This is a genomic window from Cystobacter fuscus DSM 2262, assembly GCF_000335475.2.
Taxonomy (GTDB): domain Bacteria; phylum Myxococcota; class Myxococcia; order Myxococcales; family Myxococcaceae; genus Cystobacter; species Cystobacter fuscus.
The window spans coordinates 22,956-37,717 of the sequence record NZ_ANAH02000002.1 but is presented as its reverse complement, the minus strand read 5'-3'; the positions used below and the strand labels follow the sequence as shown (position 1 = coordinate 37,717).

General features: G+C 66.9%; 12 protein-coding genes. 4 read left to right on the top strand and 8 right to left on the bottom strand.

Annotated features, from left to right (window positions below):
• Nucleotides 1-316 precede the first annotated feature (316 nt).
• Both D187_RS04095 and D187_RS04090 read right to left on the bottom strand, forming a co-directional pair.
• Nucleotides 317-1,216 carry a hypothetical protein gene (locus tag D187_RS04095; RefSeq protein WP_155893164.1) on the bottom strand — a complete coding sequence of 300 codons (900 nt, stop codon included), beginning with the start codon at nt 1,214-1,216 and terminating at the stop codon, nt 317-319.
• Between the two features lie 274 nt (nt 1,217-1,490).
• Nucleotides 1,491-1,679 (bottom strand): DUF6184 family natural product biosynthesis lipoprotein, encoded by a 189-nt coding sequence (locus tag D187_RS04090; RefSeq protein ID WP_002622390.1) that lies wholly within the window; start codon nt 1,677-1,679, stop codon nt 1,491-1,493.
• A gap of 275 nt (nt 1,680-1,954) precedes the next feature.
• Between D187_RS04090 and D187_RS04085 the strand changes: the two genes are divergently transcribed.
• On the top strand, nt 1,955-2,761 hold the full coding sequence (locus D187_RS04085) for a Uma2 family endonuclease (protein WP_043428337.1): 807 nt from the start codon (nt 1,955-1,957) through the stop codon (nt 2,759-2,761).
• A 917-nt stretch (nt 2,762-3,678) separates the two neighbouring features.
• On the opposite strand, the gene D187_RS04080 is transcribed toward D187_RS04085, so the two are convergent.
• Both D187_RS04080 and D187_RS04075 read right to left on the bottom strand, forming a co-directional pair.
• Nucleotides 3,679-7,221 (bottom strand): CHAT domain-containing protein, encoded by a 3,543-nt coding sequence (locus D187_RS04080; RefSeq protein ID WP_043428336.1) that lies wholly within the window; start codon nt 7,219-7,221, stop codon nt 3,679-3,681.
• A gap of 417 nt (nt 7,222-7,638) precedes the next feature.
• Entirely contained in the window at nt 7,639-7,998 is a 360-nt protein-coding gene (locus tag D187_RS04075) for a DUF6184 family natural product biosynthesis lipoprotein (protein ID WP_002622393.1), read from the bottom strand.
• A gap of 126 nt (nt 7,999-8,124) precedes the next feature.
• Here D187_RS04075 and D187_RS04070 point away from each other — a divergent pair, with 126 nt between their 5' ends.
• Nucleotides 8,125-8,895 carry a 3-hydroxybutyrate dehydrogenase gene (locus D187_RS04070; RefSeq protein WP_002622394.1) on the top strand — a complete coding sequence of 257 codons (771 nt, stop codon included), beginning with the start codon at nt 8,125-8,127 and terminating at the stop codon, nt 8,893-8,895.
• Nucleotides 8,892-10,130, top strand: a complete 1,239-nt coding sequence (locus tag D187_RS04065) for a serine hydrolase domain-containing protein (RefSeq protein ID WP_002622395.1) — start codon at nt 8,892-8,894, stop codon at nt 10,128-10,130. Before D187_RS04070 ends, D187_RS04065 begins: the two co-directional genes overlap by 4 nt.
• Nucleotides 10,131-10,148: 18 nt before the next feature.
• Here the strand turns inward: D187_RS04065 and D187_RS04060 are convergent, their stop codons facing one another.
• The 3 genes from D187_RS04060 to D187_RS04050 all read right to left on the bottom strand — a co-directional run bounded on the left by D187_RS04060 (nt 10,149) and on the right by D187_RS04050 (nt 12,357).
• Nucleotides 10,149-10,595, bottom strand: coding sequence for a hypothetical protein (locus tag D187_RS04060; RefSeq protein ID WP_002622396.1), 447 nt, complete (start codon nt 10,593-10,595; stop codon nt 10,149-10,151).
• Nucleotides 10,574-11,350 carry a sulfite exporter TauE/SafE family protein gene (locus tag D187_RS04055; protein ID WP_043428334.1) on the bottom strand — a complete coding sequence of 259 codons (777 nt, stop codon included), beginning with the start codon at nt 11,348-11,350 and terminating at the stop codon, nt 10,574-10,576. The genes D187_RS04060 and D187_RS04055 overlap by 22 nt, the downstream gene beginning before the upstream one ends.
• Nucleotides 11,351-11,463: 113 nt before the next feature.
• Nucleotides 11,464-12,357, bottom strand: a complete 894-nt coding sequence (locus D187_RS04050; protein ID WP_002622398.1) for a zinc dependent phospholipase C family protein — start codon at nt 12,355-12,357, stop codon at nt 11,464-11,466.
• Nucleotides 12,358-12,474: 117 nt separating this feature from the next.
• Between D187_RS04050 and D187_RS04045 the strand changes: the two genes are divergently transcribed.
• A complete protein-coding gene (locus D187_RS04045) occupies nt 12,475-14,070 on the top strand; it encodes a leucyl aminopeptidase (protein ID WP_002622399.1) in 1,596 nt (531 codons plus the stop codon).
• Between the two features lie 10 nt (nt 14,071-14,080).
• Here the strand turns inward: D187_RS04045 and D187_RS04040 are convergent, their stop codons facing one another.
• Nucleotides 14,081-14,692 carry a hypothetical protein gene (locus D187_RS04040; protein WP_002622400.1) on the bottom strand — a complete coding sequence of 204 codons (612 nt, stop codon included), beginning with the start codon at nt 14,690-14,692 and terminating at the stop codon, nt 14,081-14,083.
• Nucleotides 14,693-14,762: the final 70 nt, after the last annotated feature.

The window sequence follows — 14,762 nt, the reverse complement described above, 5'->3', positions numbered from 1 at the left end:
CGTGTGTTCCCCACCTGCGGAGTCGAACGTGGGGAAACACGACGGTGTCACGCGAAAACTTCCATCGGAGAAACGAGTTCGTCAGGAGAGCACCTGGTCGCGGGACAGGAGCCCAGGACCGACCCCGCGCGATTCTCATCTTTTGAAGCTCGAAGAATCCGGGTTCCCGGTCGAAAATCCGCTACAAGCCCAAACGTTTCACATCGAGAACTTTCCATGATTGGTATCTCGACACGAAGGCCTTCTCGAACGGTCTCTATGTCCTCAAGGCAACAGCGACGAGTACTGCTTGCGCTGAAAGACGCCCGGGGTCGCCTCAGCCCGGCCAGTTGGGGAGCGGAGTGATCCGTGGGACTTCGTTGCCCCCGGTGGGCCAGAACTTGACCACTTCCGCGGACAGCCACATGGAATACGTGTTCCAGTTCTTGGTCTTGCTCAAGTCGGTGCGACCCGACTTCGGCGTGGAGTACTTCATGCTCACCCGTCGCTGATAATAGAAGGACCAGCGCTTGTTCTTCTTCACGCCGAAGACGGTCCCTTGGTGAGCCTCGACCTGGATGCCCATGTCCCGAACGGCCCCATTCGCTCCCTGGGCGGTGCCTTGACCGGGCTGGATCTTCTTCTTCCGCAACCACTGGGCTGCTTCATCCTTGAGACGCTGCTCTTCCTGCGGTGGTAGCGCTTGCAGGAAGTCGATCATGTAGTCGCCACCTTCGGCGACACGAAGCCCGCTCCCCGTTCCCCGCTTGGGCTCGGGAATCGCGAGCAGTCGATCCCTCATGAGCATGGAACGGTCCACCCGGACGGCGTATCGTTGGGTATTGAGATCGAAACCACTCGGGTTCTGACCCATGGCGTTGGCGTGATAGACGGTCGGCTCCTCCTCCGTTCCCTCCACGAACACGGAGCAGCCATCCACCGCCGCGGTGAGAAAGATTTTCGGCTCACCGCCGACCTTGAAGGGACGCTTGTCCACCAACGTCACCTTGTAGGTTTTATCTCCGCCCCAGGGGAGCCAGAAGCACGGAAACCAGTGGTCCGCGCGCTGCGTGGAGATGCTGATCGCATGGATGTTCTTCTTCCCCTTGTACAGCCCCAGTCCCTCCGTTTCGATGTTGCACCAGGCAACCCGCTCCGCGGAGTCGATGGAGAAGTGGGTCGTGACGCCAGCCGATTGGTGCGTCTTCACGGTGGGCATCAGATTCCCGTGGGGCACCAGGACGTGACTCCTGGCGAATCCGACCGGGTCCCACAAGAACCTCCAATTGAGTCCGCCAGACACGGGTGCCTCCAGTGCGAGGACCAGAGTCTACTCGGAGGCAGTGACATCGCCCAGGCGCGGGTCCGCCGACCCGGCGCTCGAAGGTGACGGGCGCCTGCCTCGAGGGGTTGACACCCGCGCTCCCTACTTGTCGAGCACCCTGGTGCGGATGAAGCCCTGGGGGTGTGGAGCGTAGGAGCGCGGGTGCACGCGTACCACTCTCTACGGATTACGGATTGCCGCCGCAGACCTTGTCCCGGGAGCACTTGTCGGCGACGAGCACGACCCAATCGACGATATTGTCACACGACAGGACCTTGATGGAGTCCTGGCAGAAGTCGAAGTTGTCGCCGTTGATGTGAGCGTCACAGGCCGCCACCGACCAACGGTCGTTCCAGAGGGCCTTCTCCCTCGTCATGCAGTCGTCCTCTCCCAACATCCACAGCCACGCAGAGGAACCACGCGCTCAAGCCAAGCTGTTTCCAATCCTTTGACACCCTCTCCGGACCCCCTCTCCGCAACGTGGCCAGGGCGGCCGGGGCGTCCGCGGACAGAAACGCTGAGGACGGGGCCGGAGATGGTTACGGGCGCCTTCCACTCGCAGCGAGGGGCTTGGTGTCCGGCCCGACACTTGCTGGGTGGGCGCGCTGGGGGCAATTGACGCGCGCGGCAGCCGCTCCCAGGCTTCCGGGCATGCCACAGCGCGCACAGGAGCGTGGAGACGCCTTTCCCCGGGCGCCCACGAAGGAAGAGTGGGAGAGGATGAGCACGGAGGAGCGGGCGCAGGTGGTGGAGTCACTTCCCGGCGAGGTGACGTGGGACGAGATGGCGATGCCGGAGGGGGACCTGCACTCCCAGGCGAAGCTGGAGACGCTGGACGTGCTCCGGGGATTCTTCTCGCCGCAGGGGCGGCGGGTGTACCTGGGCACGGAGCTGCCGGTGTACTACCCGGACGAGAGGCGCTTCGCGCCGGATCTGCTGGCGGTGCGGGACGTGGAGACGCACCCGCGCCAGAAATGGGTGGTGAGCCACGAGGGCAAGGGGCTGGAGTGGGTGATGGAGGTCCACGTCGGCGGCGACCGCAAGAAGGACGCCGAGTACAACGTGGAGCGCTACGCCCGGCTGAGGGTCGCCGAGTACTTCATCTATGACCGGGCGAGGGAGCGGCTGGAGGCGTATCGGCTGCCCACGCCCGAGGCGAGCCGGTACGAGCGAATTGCTCCAGAGAAGGGCCGCTACCGCTCGGAGGTGCTGGGATTGGAGTTCGAGCTGGCGGGGGGAAAGCTGCGGCTGTGGGCGGGCAACGCGCTGCTGCTGAAGTCCCATGAGCTGCTGGAAGAGGAGTCGCGGCGCGCGGAGGAGGAATCGCGCAAGCGCGAGGAGGCAGAGCGGCGTGCGGAGGAGGAGTCGCGCAAGCGCGAGGAGGCAGAGCGGCGCCTGGTGAAGCTCCAGGCCGAGTTGGAGCAACTGAGAGGGCCTGGGACTCGCCCTCCCTCCTGATTCCACGGGCCATCCTGGGTGGATGGCTGCCCCTCGGTCCTCCACCCTCTCCGGAAGCTCGACCGTGAAGCGCGAGCCCTCGCCCTGCACGCGCTCGACGCGGATGTGGCCACCAGTCAAGCCAAACACCTTCATCAAACACAAAATGCAAATGCGCGGGGATACGCCCGAATGGGAGCGAGTCCTGATAGCGCGATGGCTGGTGCATCGCCAGCCGAATGGCATCCAGTGCGAAGGAACGGCGCGGCGGCCCAGCCCAACGAGCAACATGGGACCTCCTCCTCTTTTCACGCTCCGTAGAAGATTTCCCCCCGGAATGGCTCTCTTGAGACATCATGCCTCCGCCAGGACTCCTGGCATGGCAGCTATTGCTGGTTTTCAAGAAAACAGGAGCAGTGGCGGCGAGCCCCTGGAGAACCTCCTCGAACTGCCCTTGAAGGCGAATACCACCGCCACGCCCAGTGTGGCCTGGCGCGTGTTCGACTCTCTCGGGAACGTCCGCCAATGCGCCCCGGTGTGTCTGGACGTGGCGCCCACGAAGTCCGTGCATGAGCCGGGCTATCTGGGCTTGGGCTGCGCCTGGGATGCGCCGACTCGGGGCTGGCCGCGCTGGGCAGTGTCGCCCTCGCCCCCTGACCAAGCCCGTCGAGCATGACGAGGGCGAGCCCCACGCGGGCGAACCACGCTCCCAACGACAACGGGAGGGGGCTTGACGGCCGCCCTCCCCCCGGCATTCGGGCTACCTGAGGCATCCTCGCTGGCGCTGAGGCTCACGCGGCGCGGTCCCTGACTCTCCTGGAGCGCAGCGCACCAAGGTTCGGTCTGCCTAAGTAGGTAGCGAGAAGTCCTCGACACCTACAGGGCCCATTTCCCTCTGGGAATGAGCCCTTTGTGTAAAGGAACTTTTGGTCACCTACTTAGGGGCAGTGGGCCTGCACACCCGTGGGAGCGATGGCACGAAGGGGGGCGTTGCTGCCTACGGAGATGAATGGAGCCCACTCATGGGGTGGAGGATGGCTGGAAGACGCCCGGAATTCGCGCATGGCCGCGAGCAAGGCAGACGCTCGGCCCTCGCCCAGCAGGAGGTGGCGGTAGTACATGGACATGAGCAGCGGAGTGGTTTCGTCACTGACCGGCCACAAACTCATGAGCACCGTCTCCGCGCCAGCCACGGCCATGGCGCGTCGTAGGCCATAAATCCCCTGGCCGGATTGGACCCATCCGCTGCCCGTGTCGCAAGCCGAGAGGACGACGAGCTGCGTGCCCCACAGGTCCATGCCGGACAATTCAAGTGCAGTCGCGATGGTGTTGACGGGTGGGCCCACGGAGGCCCCTGCCATGACGAGACCCGAGCGTAACAGCGACGCCGTCCACGGGGGTTGAAAGAGTTCCAGACGGGGCTCGTCAGGGATGAAGAATCCGTGAGTGGCGATGTGAAGGATTCCAGGGGGAGGCAGGTGGAGCAGTCGCTCTTTTGTCGCCTCCAGGCCGAGGATGAGTTGAGCCTGGGGCAGGACGCACTTGATCTTGTCGGCCTCCCCATCCGTACCTGGAAGGGGGCGCCAGCCTTCCTTCGAAGGAGGCATTTGCACGACAGAGAAGAAACGTTCGAGGGCGCCGGAGCGATCCGCCAGTGGGGAAAGGCCTCGGGGGTTGGATGAGGCGAGAGGTGAGGCAGTAAAGTCCGGATTGGCGATGACGACAACGGAAGAAGACGGGGGGGCATCTTGAGGATGCGTCAATAAATCCCTTCCAGAATTCAGGTAGATGAAGTCGAAGGAGTCGAGGAGGAAATCGTGGCCATCGTGGAGGGCGGAGAAAGGAATCAGGCCCAGTTGGCCGTCGGGAGAGACGAAAAGGCGGCGAGTAGAGCCCAAAGCGGAGCGCAGGGGTTGAAAGGCTCGCCCGTAGACGTCCTGGGCTGCGGCTTCGACGGAGGCTCGGGGTTGGGCAAGGAGGGTGCGCAGACGCGACACGGCCGCGTCGATGGGTTCAGCCGGTCCGAGGTTCACGGCGCGAACGGACGCATCGGGGAGGAGCACCAACGCAAGATAATCCTGCTGGTTGGGAATGATCTGCGGAGGCAGAACGGGTGCGAAGCGGTGGATGTCGTATTCAAGGACGATGAATTCGACGAGCGCTCCGTCCTTGGGAAGTTCACTGGCGACTCGGCGGATGATTTCGTCCGGGTGTGGTGGGGCGAGGAGCGCGCGCATGGGGGCGGAGCGTCTTGCGAGCTCCGCTTCGAGCGAGTCGCCCCGGGTAGCCAATGCCTTGAGACTCAGGCGTGGGGGCGCTTCGGTGATCCGCGATTCGGAACTCCTCTGCAGACGGGCGACCAATTGAGTGCGCAAGCCACGCAATTGATCGAAGGTGTCGCGGTCTTCAGGACTCAACTTTCGGTAGACGGTGTGTGAGATGGTCGCTGCTTCGTCGAGGGACCGGTTCTTTCGCAGTAGCACGGCGCTGAGTGCCATGCGTTGAAGCTCAGAGTCTTCAATGTTAGATTCTAGTAGGAGATAAAGGGTCTTCTCGGGCGCACTCACGGTCGTGGAGAGGAAACCGAGGAGGCGCGTTTCAGAGAAGTCGAGCGCCTCCCAACGCAAGCGTTGCTCGGAAATGAAGAAGGAGCGCCTGAGGAGGGGCAGTGCGTCAGCGAGGCGATTCTCTCTCAGGTAGAGTCGGGCCAAGTCGTCGAGCGAGATTGCGATGTCGGGGTGACTGGCGCCAAGAGAGGCCTCGCGAATGGCGAGCGCGCGCTGGAGCAGTGGCTCGGCCCGGTCGTAAAATCGCGGGTCGCGCAATCCCCGCTCGAGGTCGACCATTGCGAGATTGCGCAGACAAACGGCAACAGCAGGGTGGCTCTCCCCGAATGCGGCCTCATTGATGGCGAGCGCGCGCTGGAGCAGTGGCTCGGCTCGATCGAGTTGATCGTGTTCCATGTAGATGGCGGCGAGGCCAGAGAGCGAAATCGCGACGTCGGGGTGGCTCTTGCCAAGGGCATTCTCGCGGATGGCGAGCGCTCGCTGGAAGAGGGGCTCGGCGCGATCGTATGACTTCTGGTCCAAATAAAGAGAAGCAAGACCAGTGAGCAAAACCGCAACGTCGGGGTGGCTCTTGCCGAGAGCATTCTCGCGGATGGCGAGCGCACGTTGTAAGAGGGGCTCGGCCTGATCGTTAAACCCCTGTGTCTGGTAGATTTCAGCGAGACGGCCAAGGGAGTCGGCGATGACAGGATGGTTGTTACCAAGGGCCGCCTCGCTAATGGCGAGTGCTCGTTGTAGGAGGGGCTCGGCCTGGCCGTACGACCCTTTTTCCACGTAGAGCCTGGCGAGGGTGTTGAGGGTATTGGCGACGTCGGATTGACGCGCTCCGAGGGCCGTCTCGCGAATGGTGAGCGCGCGTTGCAGAAGTGACTCGGCTTGGTCGTAAAGCCCTTTACCCATGTAAAGGGTGGCGAGGTTGCCGAGTACCTCGGCAACCTCGGGGCGCCTCTTACCGAGGACATTCTCGCGAATGGCGAGCGCTCGCTGAAAAAGTGGCTCGGCCTGATCGTAAAGCCCTTTCACCAGGTAGAGAATGGCGAGGTTATTGAGAACTTCGGCGACGTCAGGATCCTCGCTGCCGAAGGCTGCCTCGCGGATGGCGAGCGCTCGCTGGAAGAGTGGCTCGGCCTGATCAATCAACCCCTTCGTGTAGGCGAAGGCTGCGAGACCGAGAAGAGACTCGGCGACGTCGGGGTGGTTCTTGCCGAGGGACTGCTCACGAATGGCCAGAGCGCGCCGGTAGAGCGGCTCGGCTTGATCATACAAGCCTTGGCTGGAATAGAGAGCGGCGAGGCCGTGGAGGGTCTTAGCGACGTCGGGGTGGCTCTTGCCGAGAGCCGCCTCGCGAATGGTGAGCGAGCGCCGGTAAAGTGGCTCGGCCTGGTCGTACCGCTCCTGCTCCGTGTAGAGGACGGCCAGGACGTGAAGAGCCTCGGCGACGTCGGGGTGGCTCTTGCCGAGAGCCGCCTCTCGAATGGCGAGCGCGCGCAGGCAGAGCGGCTCGGCCTTGTCGTACTGCAGTTGCTTTGTATAAAGCATGGCGAGGCTGAGGAGTGTTTGGGTGGTGGCGTGGTCTGCTTTGCCTGGAAGAAGCTGCAGGAGAGAGAGCGCGCGCTGAAGCAGGGGTTCGGCCCGTGCCATATTGCCCTGGCGCTGATAGATGTTTCCCATCAGACGCAGGCAGTTGGCCACGTCGAGGTGCTCGGCGCCGAGAATGGATTCCCGGAGCGTGAGGGCCTGCTCGGCCCGGGTCAAGGCTTCGGGATACCTGCCCGCGTTGAGGAGCGTGACCCCCTCGTCAAATGCTACCTGCGCCTCCACCAACCGTGAGTCCGGCGTCCCTCCGGCGTGCCTTGCTGTCACACAGCAGCAGCAAAGGAGTACTAGCATCATCCATTCCAAAGCGCGGCGCATCTCTTCTCCTCGGGCATTCCTTGTCGTCCCACACTGGGGCCTTGGGGCTGTGACCTTGGAGAAGAAAATGGCGCACAGGGACCACTGGCGGACACATGCCGAGCGGACTCCACCGCAGACTGTCCGCACTCAGCTCTTGAGGCTCGATACGGCATTTGAATTGAGTCCGCCAGACACGGGTGCCTCCAGTGCGAGGACCAATGTCTACGAGCACCCTGGTGCGGATGAAGCCCTTGGAGCATAGGAGCGCGGGTGCACGCGTACCACTCGCGCCAGCACTTCACCTCCCCGACGACAGCCGCCCTACCCGCGTGGCGTGGTGGTGCTGCACTACGGCCTCAAGCGCTAGTGCCAGCCCCCACGCCGTTCACCCGTGGGCCCGGGTGACGGCGCGAGCGCTCCGCTCGGCTCTACGGATTACGGATTGCCGCTGCAGACCTTGTTCCGGGGGCACTTCTCGGCGACAAGCAGGGCCTGATCGACGATGCTGCCACACGACAGAACCTTGATGGCATCCTGGCAGGAGTCGAAGTTCTTGCTGTTGATGTGCTCGTCACAGGCCTCCACCGACCAGAGGTTGTTCCAGAAGGCCTTCTCCCTCGTCATGCAGTCGTCGGCGTTCGCATATTTCTTTCCGCTGCCAATCTGCTCACAGTCCTCGTAGGCCTCGCAGGAGTTCCGAGCCGCCACGGTCACCGCATCGGACTGGGAACTCACGCCGCAGCCCATCAGTCCCACCACGCCCAGCATCCACAGCCACTTGTTGTTCAGGTTCATGGGGGCGGGGGTTTATGCGCGCTCGCGTCATACCGGCAAGAGACAAGAGGGCCCTCGCGAAACCCGAGGGCCGGGCTTGTCGGTGCTCCTCGCACTGGGGATGATTCCCCCATGCAAGGAGCACCCATGGGAACGTTGACGGACAGGTGCGCGCTCGTGACGGGCGCGGCGAGTGGAATTGGCCAGGCGATCGCCGAGGCGCTGGGCGCCCAAGGAGTCCGGGTGCTGGTCTCGGACCTCGACGAGGCGGGCGCGCGCGCGGTGGCCGGGCGCATCCCGGGCGCCATCGCGCAGCGGGCCGACGTGTCCTCGCGCGAGGACTGCCGGCTCCTCGTCGAGCGGGCGCAGAAGGAGTGGGGCCGGCTCGACATCCTGGTGAACAACGCGGGGCTCCAACACGTGTCTCCCGTGGAGGAGTTCCCCGAGGACAAGTGGGAGCTGATGATCCGCATCATGCTCGTGGGGCCCTTCCTCCTCACCCGCTACGCCCTGCCCCTCATGTACGCGCGCAAGTGGGGCCGCATCCTCAACATCTCCTCGCTGCACGGCGTGGTGGCCTCGCCGTACAAGTCCGCCTACATCTCCGCCAAGCACGGGCTCATGGGGCTCACGAAGACGGTGGCCCTGGAGGCCGCGGACAAGGGCGTGACGGTCAACGCCCTGTGCCCCAGCTACGTGCGCACCCCGCTCGTGGAGAAGCAGATCGCCGATCAGGCCCGCGTCAACCACATGAGCGAGACGGACGTCATCGAGAAGATCATGCTCGCCCCCGCCGCCGTCAAACGGCTCCTGGAGCCCTCGGAGGTAGCCGCCTACGCGACCTTCCTGTGCTCGGACGCGGCGGGCGGCATCACCGGCGCCGCCCAGATGATGGACTGCGGGTGGACGGCGCGATGACGGACTCCAGCATGGGCTTTGGCGTCAACGTGGATCCGGGCGAGGTGGGCCTGGACGCGCGGCGGCTGCGGCGCATCGACACGCACTTCAGCCGCTACGTCGACGACGGGCGGCTCGCCGGCTGGCAGGTGATGGTGTCGCGCCGCGGCAAGGTCGCGCACCTGACGTCCCACGGGCTCGCCGACAAGGAGGCGGGCGTGCCGGTGCGCACGGACACCCTCTGGCGCATCTACTCCATGACGAAGCCCCTCACCTCCGTCGCGGCGATGATGCTCTGGGAGGAAGGCGCCTTCGAGCTGTCCGATCCCGTCAGCCGCTGGCTGCCCGAGTTCGCCGAGCCGCGCGTCTACACCGGAGGGCCCGCGGCCAGACCCGTCACCGTGCCCGCGACGGAGCCCATCCGCGTGTGGCACCTGCTCACCCATACCGCGGGGCTGACGTACGGCTTCCACCGCACGCACGTCACCGACGAGCTCTACCGGCTCCAGGAAGCCGACATGGGCAGCGCCGATCTCGCCACGCGCGTGCGCGGGTGGGCGAAGCTGCCGCTCGCGTTCCAGCCCGGGGCGGAGTGGAACTACTCGGTGGCCACGGACGTGCTCGGCCGGTTCGTCGAGGTCGTCTCCGGCCAGTCGCTCGACACCTTCTTCTCCGAACGCATCCTCAAGCCGCTCGGGATGACGGACACCGCCTTCTGGTGTCCCGAGACCCAGCGGCATCGTCTGGCGGCGCTGTACACCCGCGCGCCCGGAGCCCCGGGCACCGCGCGCATCGACGCGATCGGCCAGGAGGTGATGCGGCCTCCGGTGTGGCTGTCGGGCGGAGGCGGGCTGGTGTCGACGACGCGCGACTACACGCGCTTCACCTGGATGCTCCTGCGGGGCGGAGAGCTCGACGGCGCGCGCCTGCTGTCCCCGAGGACCGTGCGCTACATGACCCAGAACCACTTGCCGGGGAAGGCGGACCTGGCCACCTTTGGTCGGCCGCTGTTCGCCGAGACCCGGTTCGACGGAGTCGGCTTCGGGCTCGGCTTCGCCGTGGTCGACAATCCGGTGGCCTACCGCACGCCCACGAGCGTGGGCGAGTACCACTGGGGCGGCATGGCGAGCACCGCGTTCTGGGTCGACCCGGCCGAGCACCTGACCGTGGTCCTCATGACCCAGCTCATGCCGTCGAGTGCCTACCCCCTGCGCTCGCAGCTGCGCCAGCTCGTCTATCAAGCGCTCGTCGACTGAGCGCCCAGGCGCCGGGGCTCAGGCGTGGAAGCCGGCCCCCACCGCCACCGCGAGCAGGCCCAATACCCCGGCGGCGTAGGCGGCGTAACGCCACTCGCCGCGGATGCCGAGCGTGGTGCCCGCCACCACCAGGCGCACCACCGGGGTCACCAGCAGCGCGGACGCGGCGCCCTTGCGCAGCACGTCGATGGCCACGTGCACGGGCTCGCTGTCCGGCAGGGACTCGAGCGCCAGGGACGTCAGGAAGAGCGCGCCACTGCAGGCGGCGCCCCCCCGGAGGAGCCGGGAGATCCACCGCTCCCCGGCCTCCGCGCGCGCGATGTGCTCGGGGGTGGGGGTGGTGGCGGGAACATGGGGCACCACCGGGAAGGAGCCCGAGATGACTCGCTGGGGCACCTCCTGGGGAACCCACTGCGCCACGGGCACGGACACATTCTTCGTCATCACCTCGCCACGCTCGGCCATATCCCATCCACTCCCTTCCACAGCATCTGTGCCGCCACCACCAGCAGCACACAGGCGAACATCCGGCGCAGCACGGCCGTGGGCAGGCGCGGCATGAGCCGACTGCCCACCGAGGCGCCCGCCAACACCCCCACCACCAGCGGCGCCACCAGCGCGAGGTTCACGTGTCCGCGCCAGGCGTAGGCGGCCACGCTCGCGGCCCCCGTCACGCCGACCATCAGGTTGCTCGTGGCACTGGCCACCTTGAAGGGCACGCGCATGCCGTGGTTCATCAGCGGCACCTTGAGTGGACCACCGCCCACGCCCAGCAGCGCCGACAGGCCCCCGGCCACGAACGAGCCGGAGATGCCCAGCGGATAGTTGGTGGGCTCGTAGTCGTCGAGCCCCTGCTCCTGAGCCGCGCGCGCCAGCAGCATCTGCGCCGACACGTAGAGCGTGAAGAGGCCGAACACCAGGGCGACCCAGGCGGGAGCCACCAGGCTCGCCACCAGCCCGCCGACGATGGCGCCCGTCACCGTGGCCAGCTCCAGCGTCAGCCCCAGGCGGATGTCACTCAGCCGCCGCTCCACATAGCGCGCCGACGCGCCACAGGAGCTGGCCACCACGCACATCAGGCTCGCCGGCACCGCGTCCTCCAGCGGCACCTTGAACCCCAGGACGAGCGTTGGAACCAGGATGACACCTCCTCCGACCCCCAGGAGTGAACCCATGGTGCCCGCGAACACACCCGCTGCGATCAAGAGGAGAAGCGTCATACCCAAAAAGAGGATAGGGGCCCCCTTGACGTTCGGATAGGAGCATTCCCCCCGGGATTCGGGCTCGATCGGCCGTCTGCCCCCTACCGTGGGACAAGGTCGGGGGGCTCTCCCTAGGCGGCGCGCGCGCCGATGTTGCCTTCTGGGAACTCGGAGAGGAAGCGCGAGCGGGCACGGGGAGTGAAAATGCCCCGGGCCATGAAGGCCAACAGCCGCCGCAGCACCGCGCGCGACTGCTCTACGGCGCGCTCCACCTCGGCGGCGAAGTCGAAGGAGTCGTTGCGGTAGAGCTCCTGGAAGCTCAACTGGGACCAGGCCGGCAGGGCGCGCATGCGGCCCAGGGGACTGGAGAGGTAGAGCCCGCCCAGGTACAGGCCGCGCACCCACCCGTCCAGCTCGGCCTTGGTGGGCGCCTGCTGCAGCGTCTCCTGGGAGGCGAGCCGCACCAGCTCGTAGATGCCCCGGCCGATGCCCTTGAGCGGCATGCCCGCGCTCTTGGTCACCTGGAAGCGCGAGCGCAGGCGCGGACTGCCCATGAGGTCCGCCCCATGCAGCTCGCGCAGGTAGAAGAGCGTCTGGGTCCATTCTATCTGCCGGTGGGCGACGAGCGCGTGCTCGCCCCGGCGCCGGTGGCGTAGCACCAGCTCATCCACCCGGGGGTGGAGCGCGCGATCCAGGCACAGGTGGGTGAAGTAGCCGGCGAGGATCGCGAGCCCGGCCTCGGTGCCCACCAGGGCGCCGGCGGCCACCAGCTCGGCCATCTTCAGGCCCAGGGCCACCGGGGCGCGCTCGTGGAACATGCGCGCGAAGGGGGGCCAGTCCCGCCCGGAGAAGTGGGCGCCCAGCCCCCCGACGAGCCCCTCGCACAGGGGCAGGTCCGGCAGGGCGGCGCCGAAGCGCGCGTAGGCCAGATCCTCGGAGAGCGCGCGGATGAAGTCCTCGGGCAGCTCGCCGGGGTTGGCGGCCAGCCGCTCGATGGCCGTGAGGTGGAGCAACAGCGAAGGCATGGGCAGGACCTAGTCAGCCGCACGGGGCAATGCAACGCGGGAGTGATCGACCCTTCTTGCTTGAAACATTCCGGGCGATACAGTCCCGCGCCCCTTCTTCAGGAGCTGTCCCCCCGCATGAATTTCAGTTTCATCTCCGGCGAACTCGCCCGCGCGAGCGGTGAGCTGCTCGTGATTCCCCTCTTCGAAGGCGAGACCGGGGAAGGCTCGCCCGGCCTGCTCGCCCAGGCCCACGCCGCGCTCGAGGCCCGGCTGCTGCCGGCCGCCACCCAGGAGGGCTTCAAGGGCAAGAGCGAGCAGACCTTCGTGATGCACACGCTCGGCAAGTTCGAGGCGGAGCGCGTGCTGCTGCTCGGCCTGGGCCCGCGTGCCCGGTTCACCCCCGAGGTGTTGCGCCTGACGGCGGGCCGCGCCGCGAAGACGGCCCAGCGGCTCAAGGTGCGCTCGCTGGTGTTCGCGCTGCCCGGAGGGCAGGACGCCACGGCCAGCGTGCGCGCCGTGGTGGAGGGCCTGGAGCTGGGCACCTACCGCTTCGAGAACTACAAGTCCTCGGCCCGCGAGGAGAAGAACGCGCCCCGGCTGACCACGGTGAAGCTGGCGCTCGCCGAGGGGGAGAAGACGAAGGAGCTCGAGCAGACGGTGGCGCTCGCGCAGCGCGTGGCCGAGGCCACCAACTGGGCGAGGGATCTCATCAACGAGCCGCCCAACGTCGTCAACCCCGAGCGGCTGGCCCGCGCGGCGCAGGAGATGGCGCGCCAGGGAGGCCTCAAGGCGAGCGTGGGCGGGCGCAAGGAGATCGAGCGGTTGAAGATGGGGATGTTCCTCGCGGTGGCGCGGGGCAGCGTGAACGAGCCCCAGCTCATCCACATCGAGTACACGCCGAAGAACGCCCGGCACGCGAAGCAGGCCCCCCTGGCGCTGGTGGGCAAGGCCATCACCTTCGACTCCGGCGGCCTGTCGCTCAAGCCCTCCGACTCCATGGTGGACATGAAGACGGACATGGCCGGCTCGGCCGCGGTGCTCGGGGCCATGAAGGTCATCGCCGCGATGAAGCCCCCCTTCCCCGTGCACGCCTTCATCGGCGCGTGCGAGAACATGCCGTCTGGCACCGCCTACCGGCCGAGCGACGTGCTCGTGTCGCGCTCGGGCAAGACGGTGGAGGTGACGAACACGGACGCCGAGGGCCGCCTGGTGCTCGGCGACATCATCACCTGGGCCACCGAGCACAAGCCCGCGGCGCTCATCGATCTGGCCACGCTCACCGGCGCGTGCATGGTGGCGCTCGGCCACTACCTCACGGGCGCGTTCGGCGACCACGACGCGACGGTGAACGAGGTGCTGGAGTCGGCGCGCGCGGCGGGCGAGGAGATGTGGCGCATGCCGGTGACGGAGCTGCAGAAGGACGCGCTGCGCTCGGAGATCGCCGACATGAAGAACTCGGGCGAGCGCTGGGGCGGCGCCACCAACGCGGCGCTCTTCCTCAAGGAGTTCGTCGGGGAGACGCCGTGGGTGCACCTGGACATCGCCGGCCCCTCCATCAGCCCCAAGGAGCGCGGCTACAACGGCAAGGGCGCCACGGGCGTGGGCGTGCGCACGCTCGTGGAGTACGTGCGGCGCCGCGCCGCGCAGCTCGAGGGCAGCGAGGCCACGCAGGCCCCCACGGCTCCGGCTCCCAAGGCGAAGCCCGCGCGTGGCGGGCGCGCCCGGAGCTGAAGTCCCGGACTCAGAGCTGCTCGGGCACCTCCACGGGCAGCGGGTGAACACTCTCGAAGAGGGTGTTCACCGTCTCGGGCACGTCGTCCGGCGCGGCCGACGGCCACGTGGCGAGCATCATGAAGACGTGGCCCTCGCTGCCGTCGCGCACCACCACGCGGCCGCGCACGTTGTCACCCACGGCGAACTGGAAGCCGACGGCGCTGTCGGACAGGGGCAGCGGCTCCGGATCGCTGGTGACGAAGCCGGGCTGGCTGCGTAGTCCCAGCGTCAGCCGCTCGGCGAACTGGATGGGCGAGGCCACCGCGGGCGCCACCTGCAACACCACCTGGGCACCGCTCGTGCGGTGGCGCAGGACGACGGGAATGGCGAGCCCCTCGGGCGTCTGCTCGTCCGTCTCATCCAGGAGCCAGTCGCCGCCCGGCTGGGTCAGCTCGAAGCCCAGGGTCTGATCCACGTAGCGCCGGGACTCCGGCGGCAGCTGCGACCCCTGGGAGCGCTCCGCCACGGGACCCGAACCGCCCACCGCCTCATCGGACGACGCCCGCACCGCCTGCTTCGCCCCGCTGCACGCCGTGCAGAGTGCGACCAGGCCCCACCCCAACAACCGCCTTGCGTCCATGTCTTCTCCCCTGGCCGGATAGCCTGGGACACAAGCTGGGGACGGGGAGCGGAAGCGGCCAGGGGGATGA

Bases quoted from the DNA above. Each gene is read 5' to 3' on its own strand.
- D187_RS04045 (WP_002622399.1), top strand. From the start codon at position 12,475: ATGAATTTCAGTTTCATCTCCGGCGAACTCGCCCGCGCGAGCGGTGAG.
- D187_RS04085 (WP_043428337.1), top strand. From the start codon at position 1,955: ATGCCACAGCGCGCACAGGAGCGTGGAGACGCCTTTCCCCGGGCGCCC.
- D187_RS04070 (WP_002622394.1), top strand. From the start codon at position 8,125: ATGGGAACGTTGACGGACAGGTGCGCGCTCGTGACGGGCGCGGCGAGT.
- D187_RS04050 (WP_002622398.1), bottom strand. From the start codon at position 12,357: ATGCCTTCGCTGTTGCTCCACCTCACGGCCATCGAGCGGCTGGCCGCC.
- D187_RS04060 (WP_002622396.1), bottom strand. From the start codon at position 10,595: ATGGCCGAGCGTGGCGAGGTGATGACGAAGAATGTGTCCGTGCCCGTG.
- D187_RS04055 (WP_043428334.1), bottom strand. From the start codon at position 11,350: ATGACGCTTCTCCTCTTGATCGCAGCGGGTGTGTTCGCGGGCACCATG.
- D187_RS04040 (WP_002622400.1), bottom strand. From the start codon at position 14,692: ATGGACGCAAGGCGGTTGTTGGGGTGGGGCCTGGTCGCACTCTGCACG.
- D187_RS04065 (WP_002622395.1), top strand. From the start codon at position 8,892: ATGACGGACTCCAGCATGGGCTTTGGCGTCAACGTGGATCCGGGCGAG.
- D187_RS04080 (WP_043428336.1), bottom strand. From the start codon at position 7,221: ATGCGCCGCGCTTTGGAATGGATGATGCTAGTACTCCTTTGCTGCTGC.
- D187_RS04075 (WP_002622393.1), bottom strand. From the start codon at position 7,998: ATGAACCTGAACAACAAGTGGCTGTGGATGCTGGGCGTGGTGGGACTG.
- D187_RS04090 (WP_002622390.1), bottom strand. From the start codon at position 1,679: ATGACGAGGGAGAAGGCCCTCTGGAACGACCGTTGGTCGGTGGCGGCC.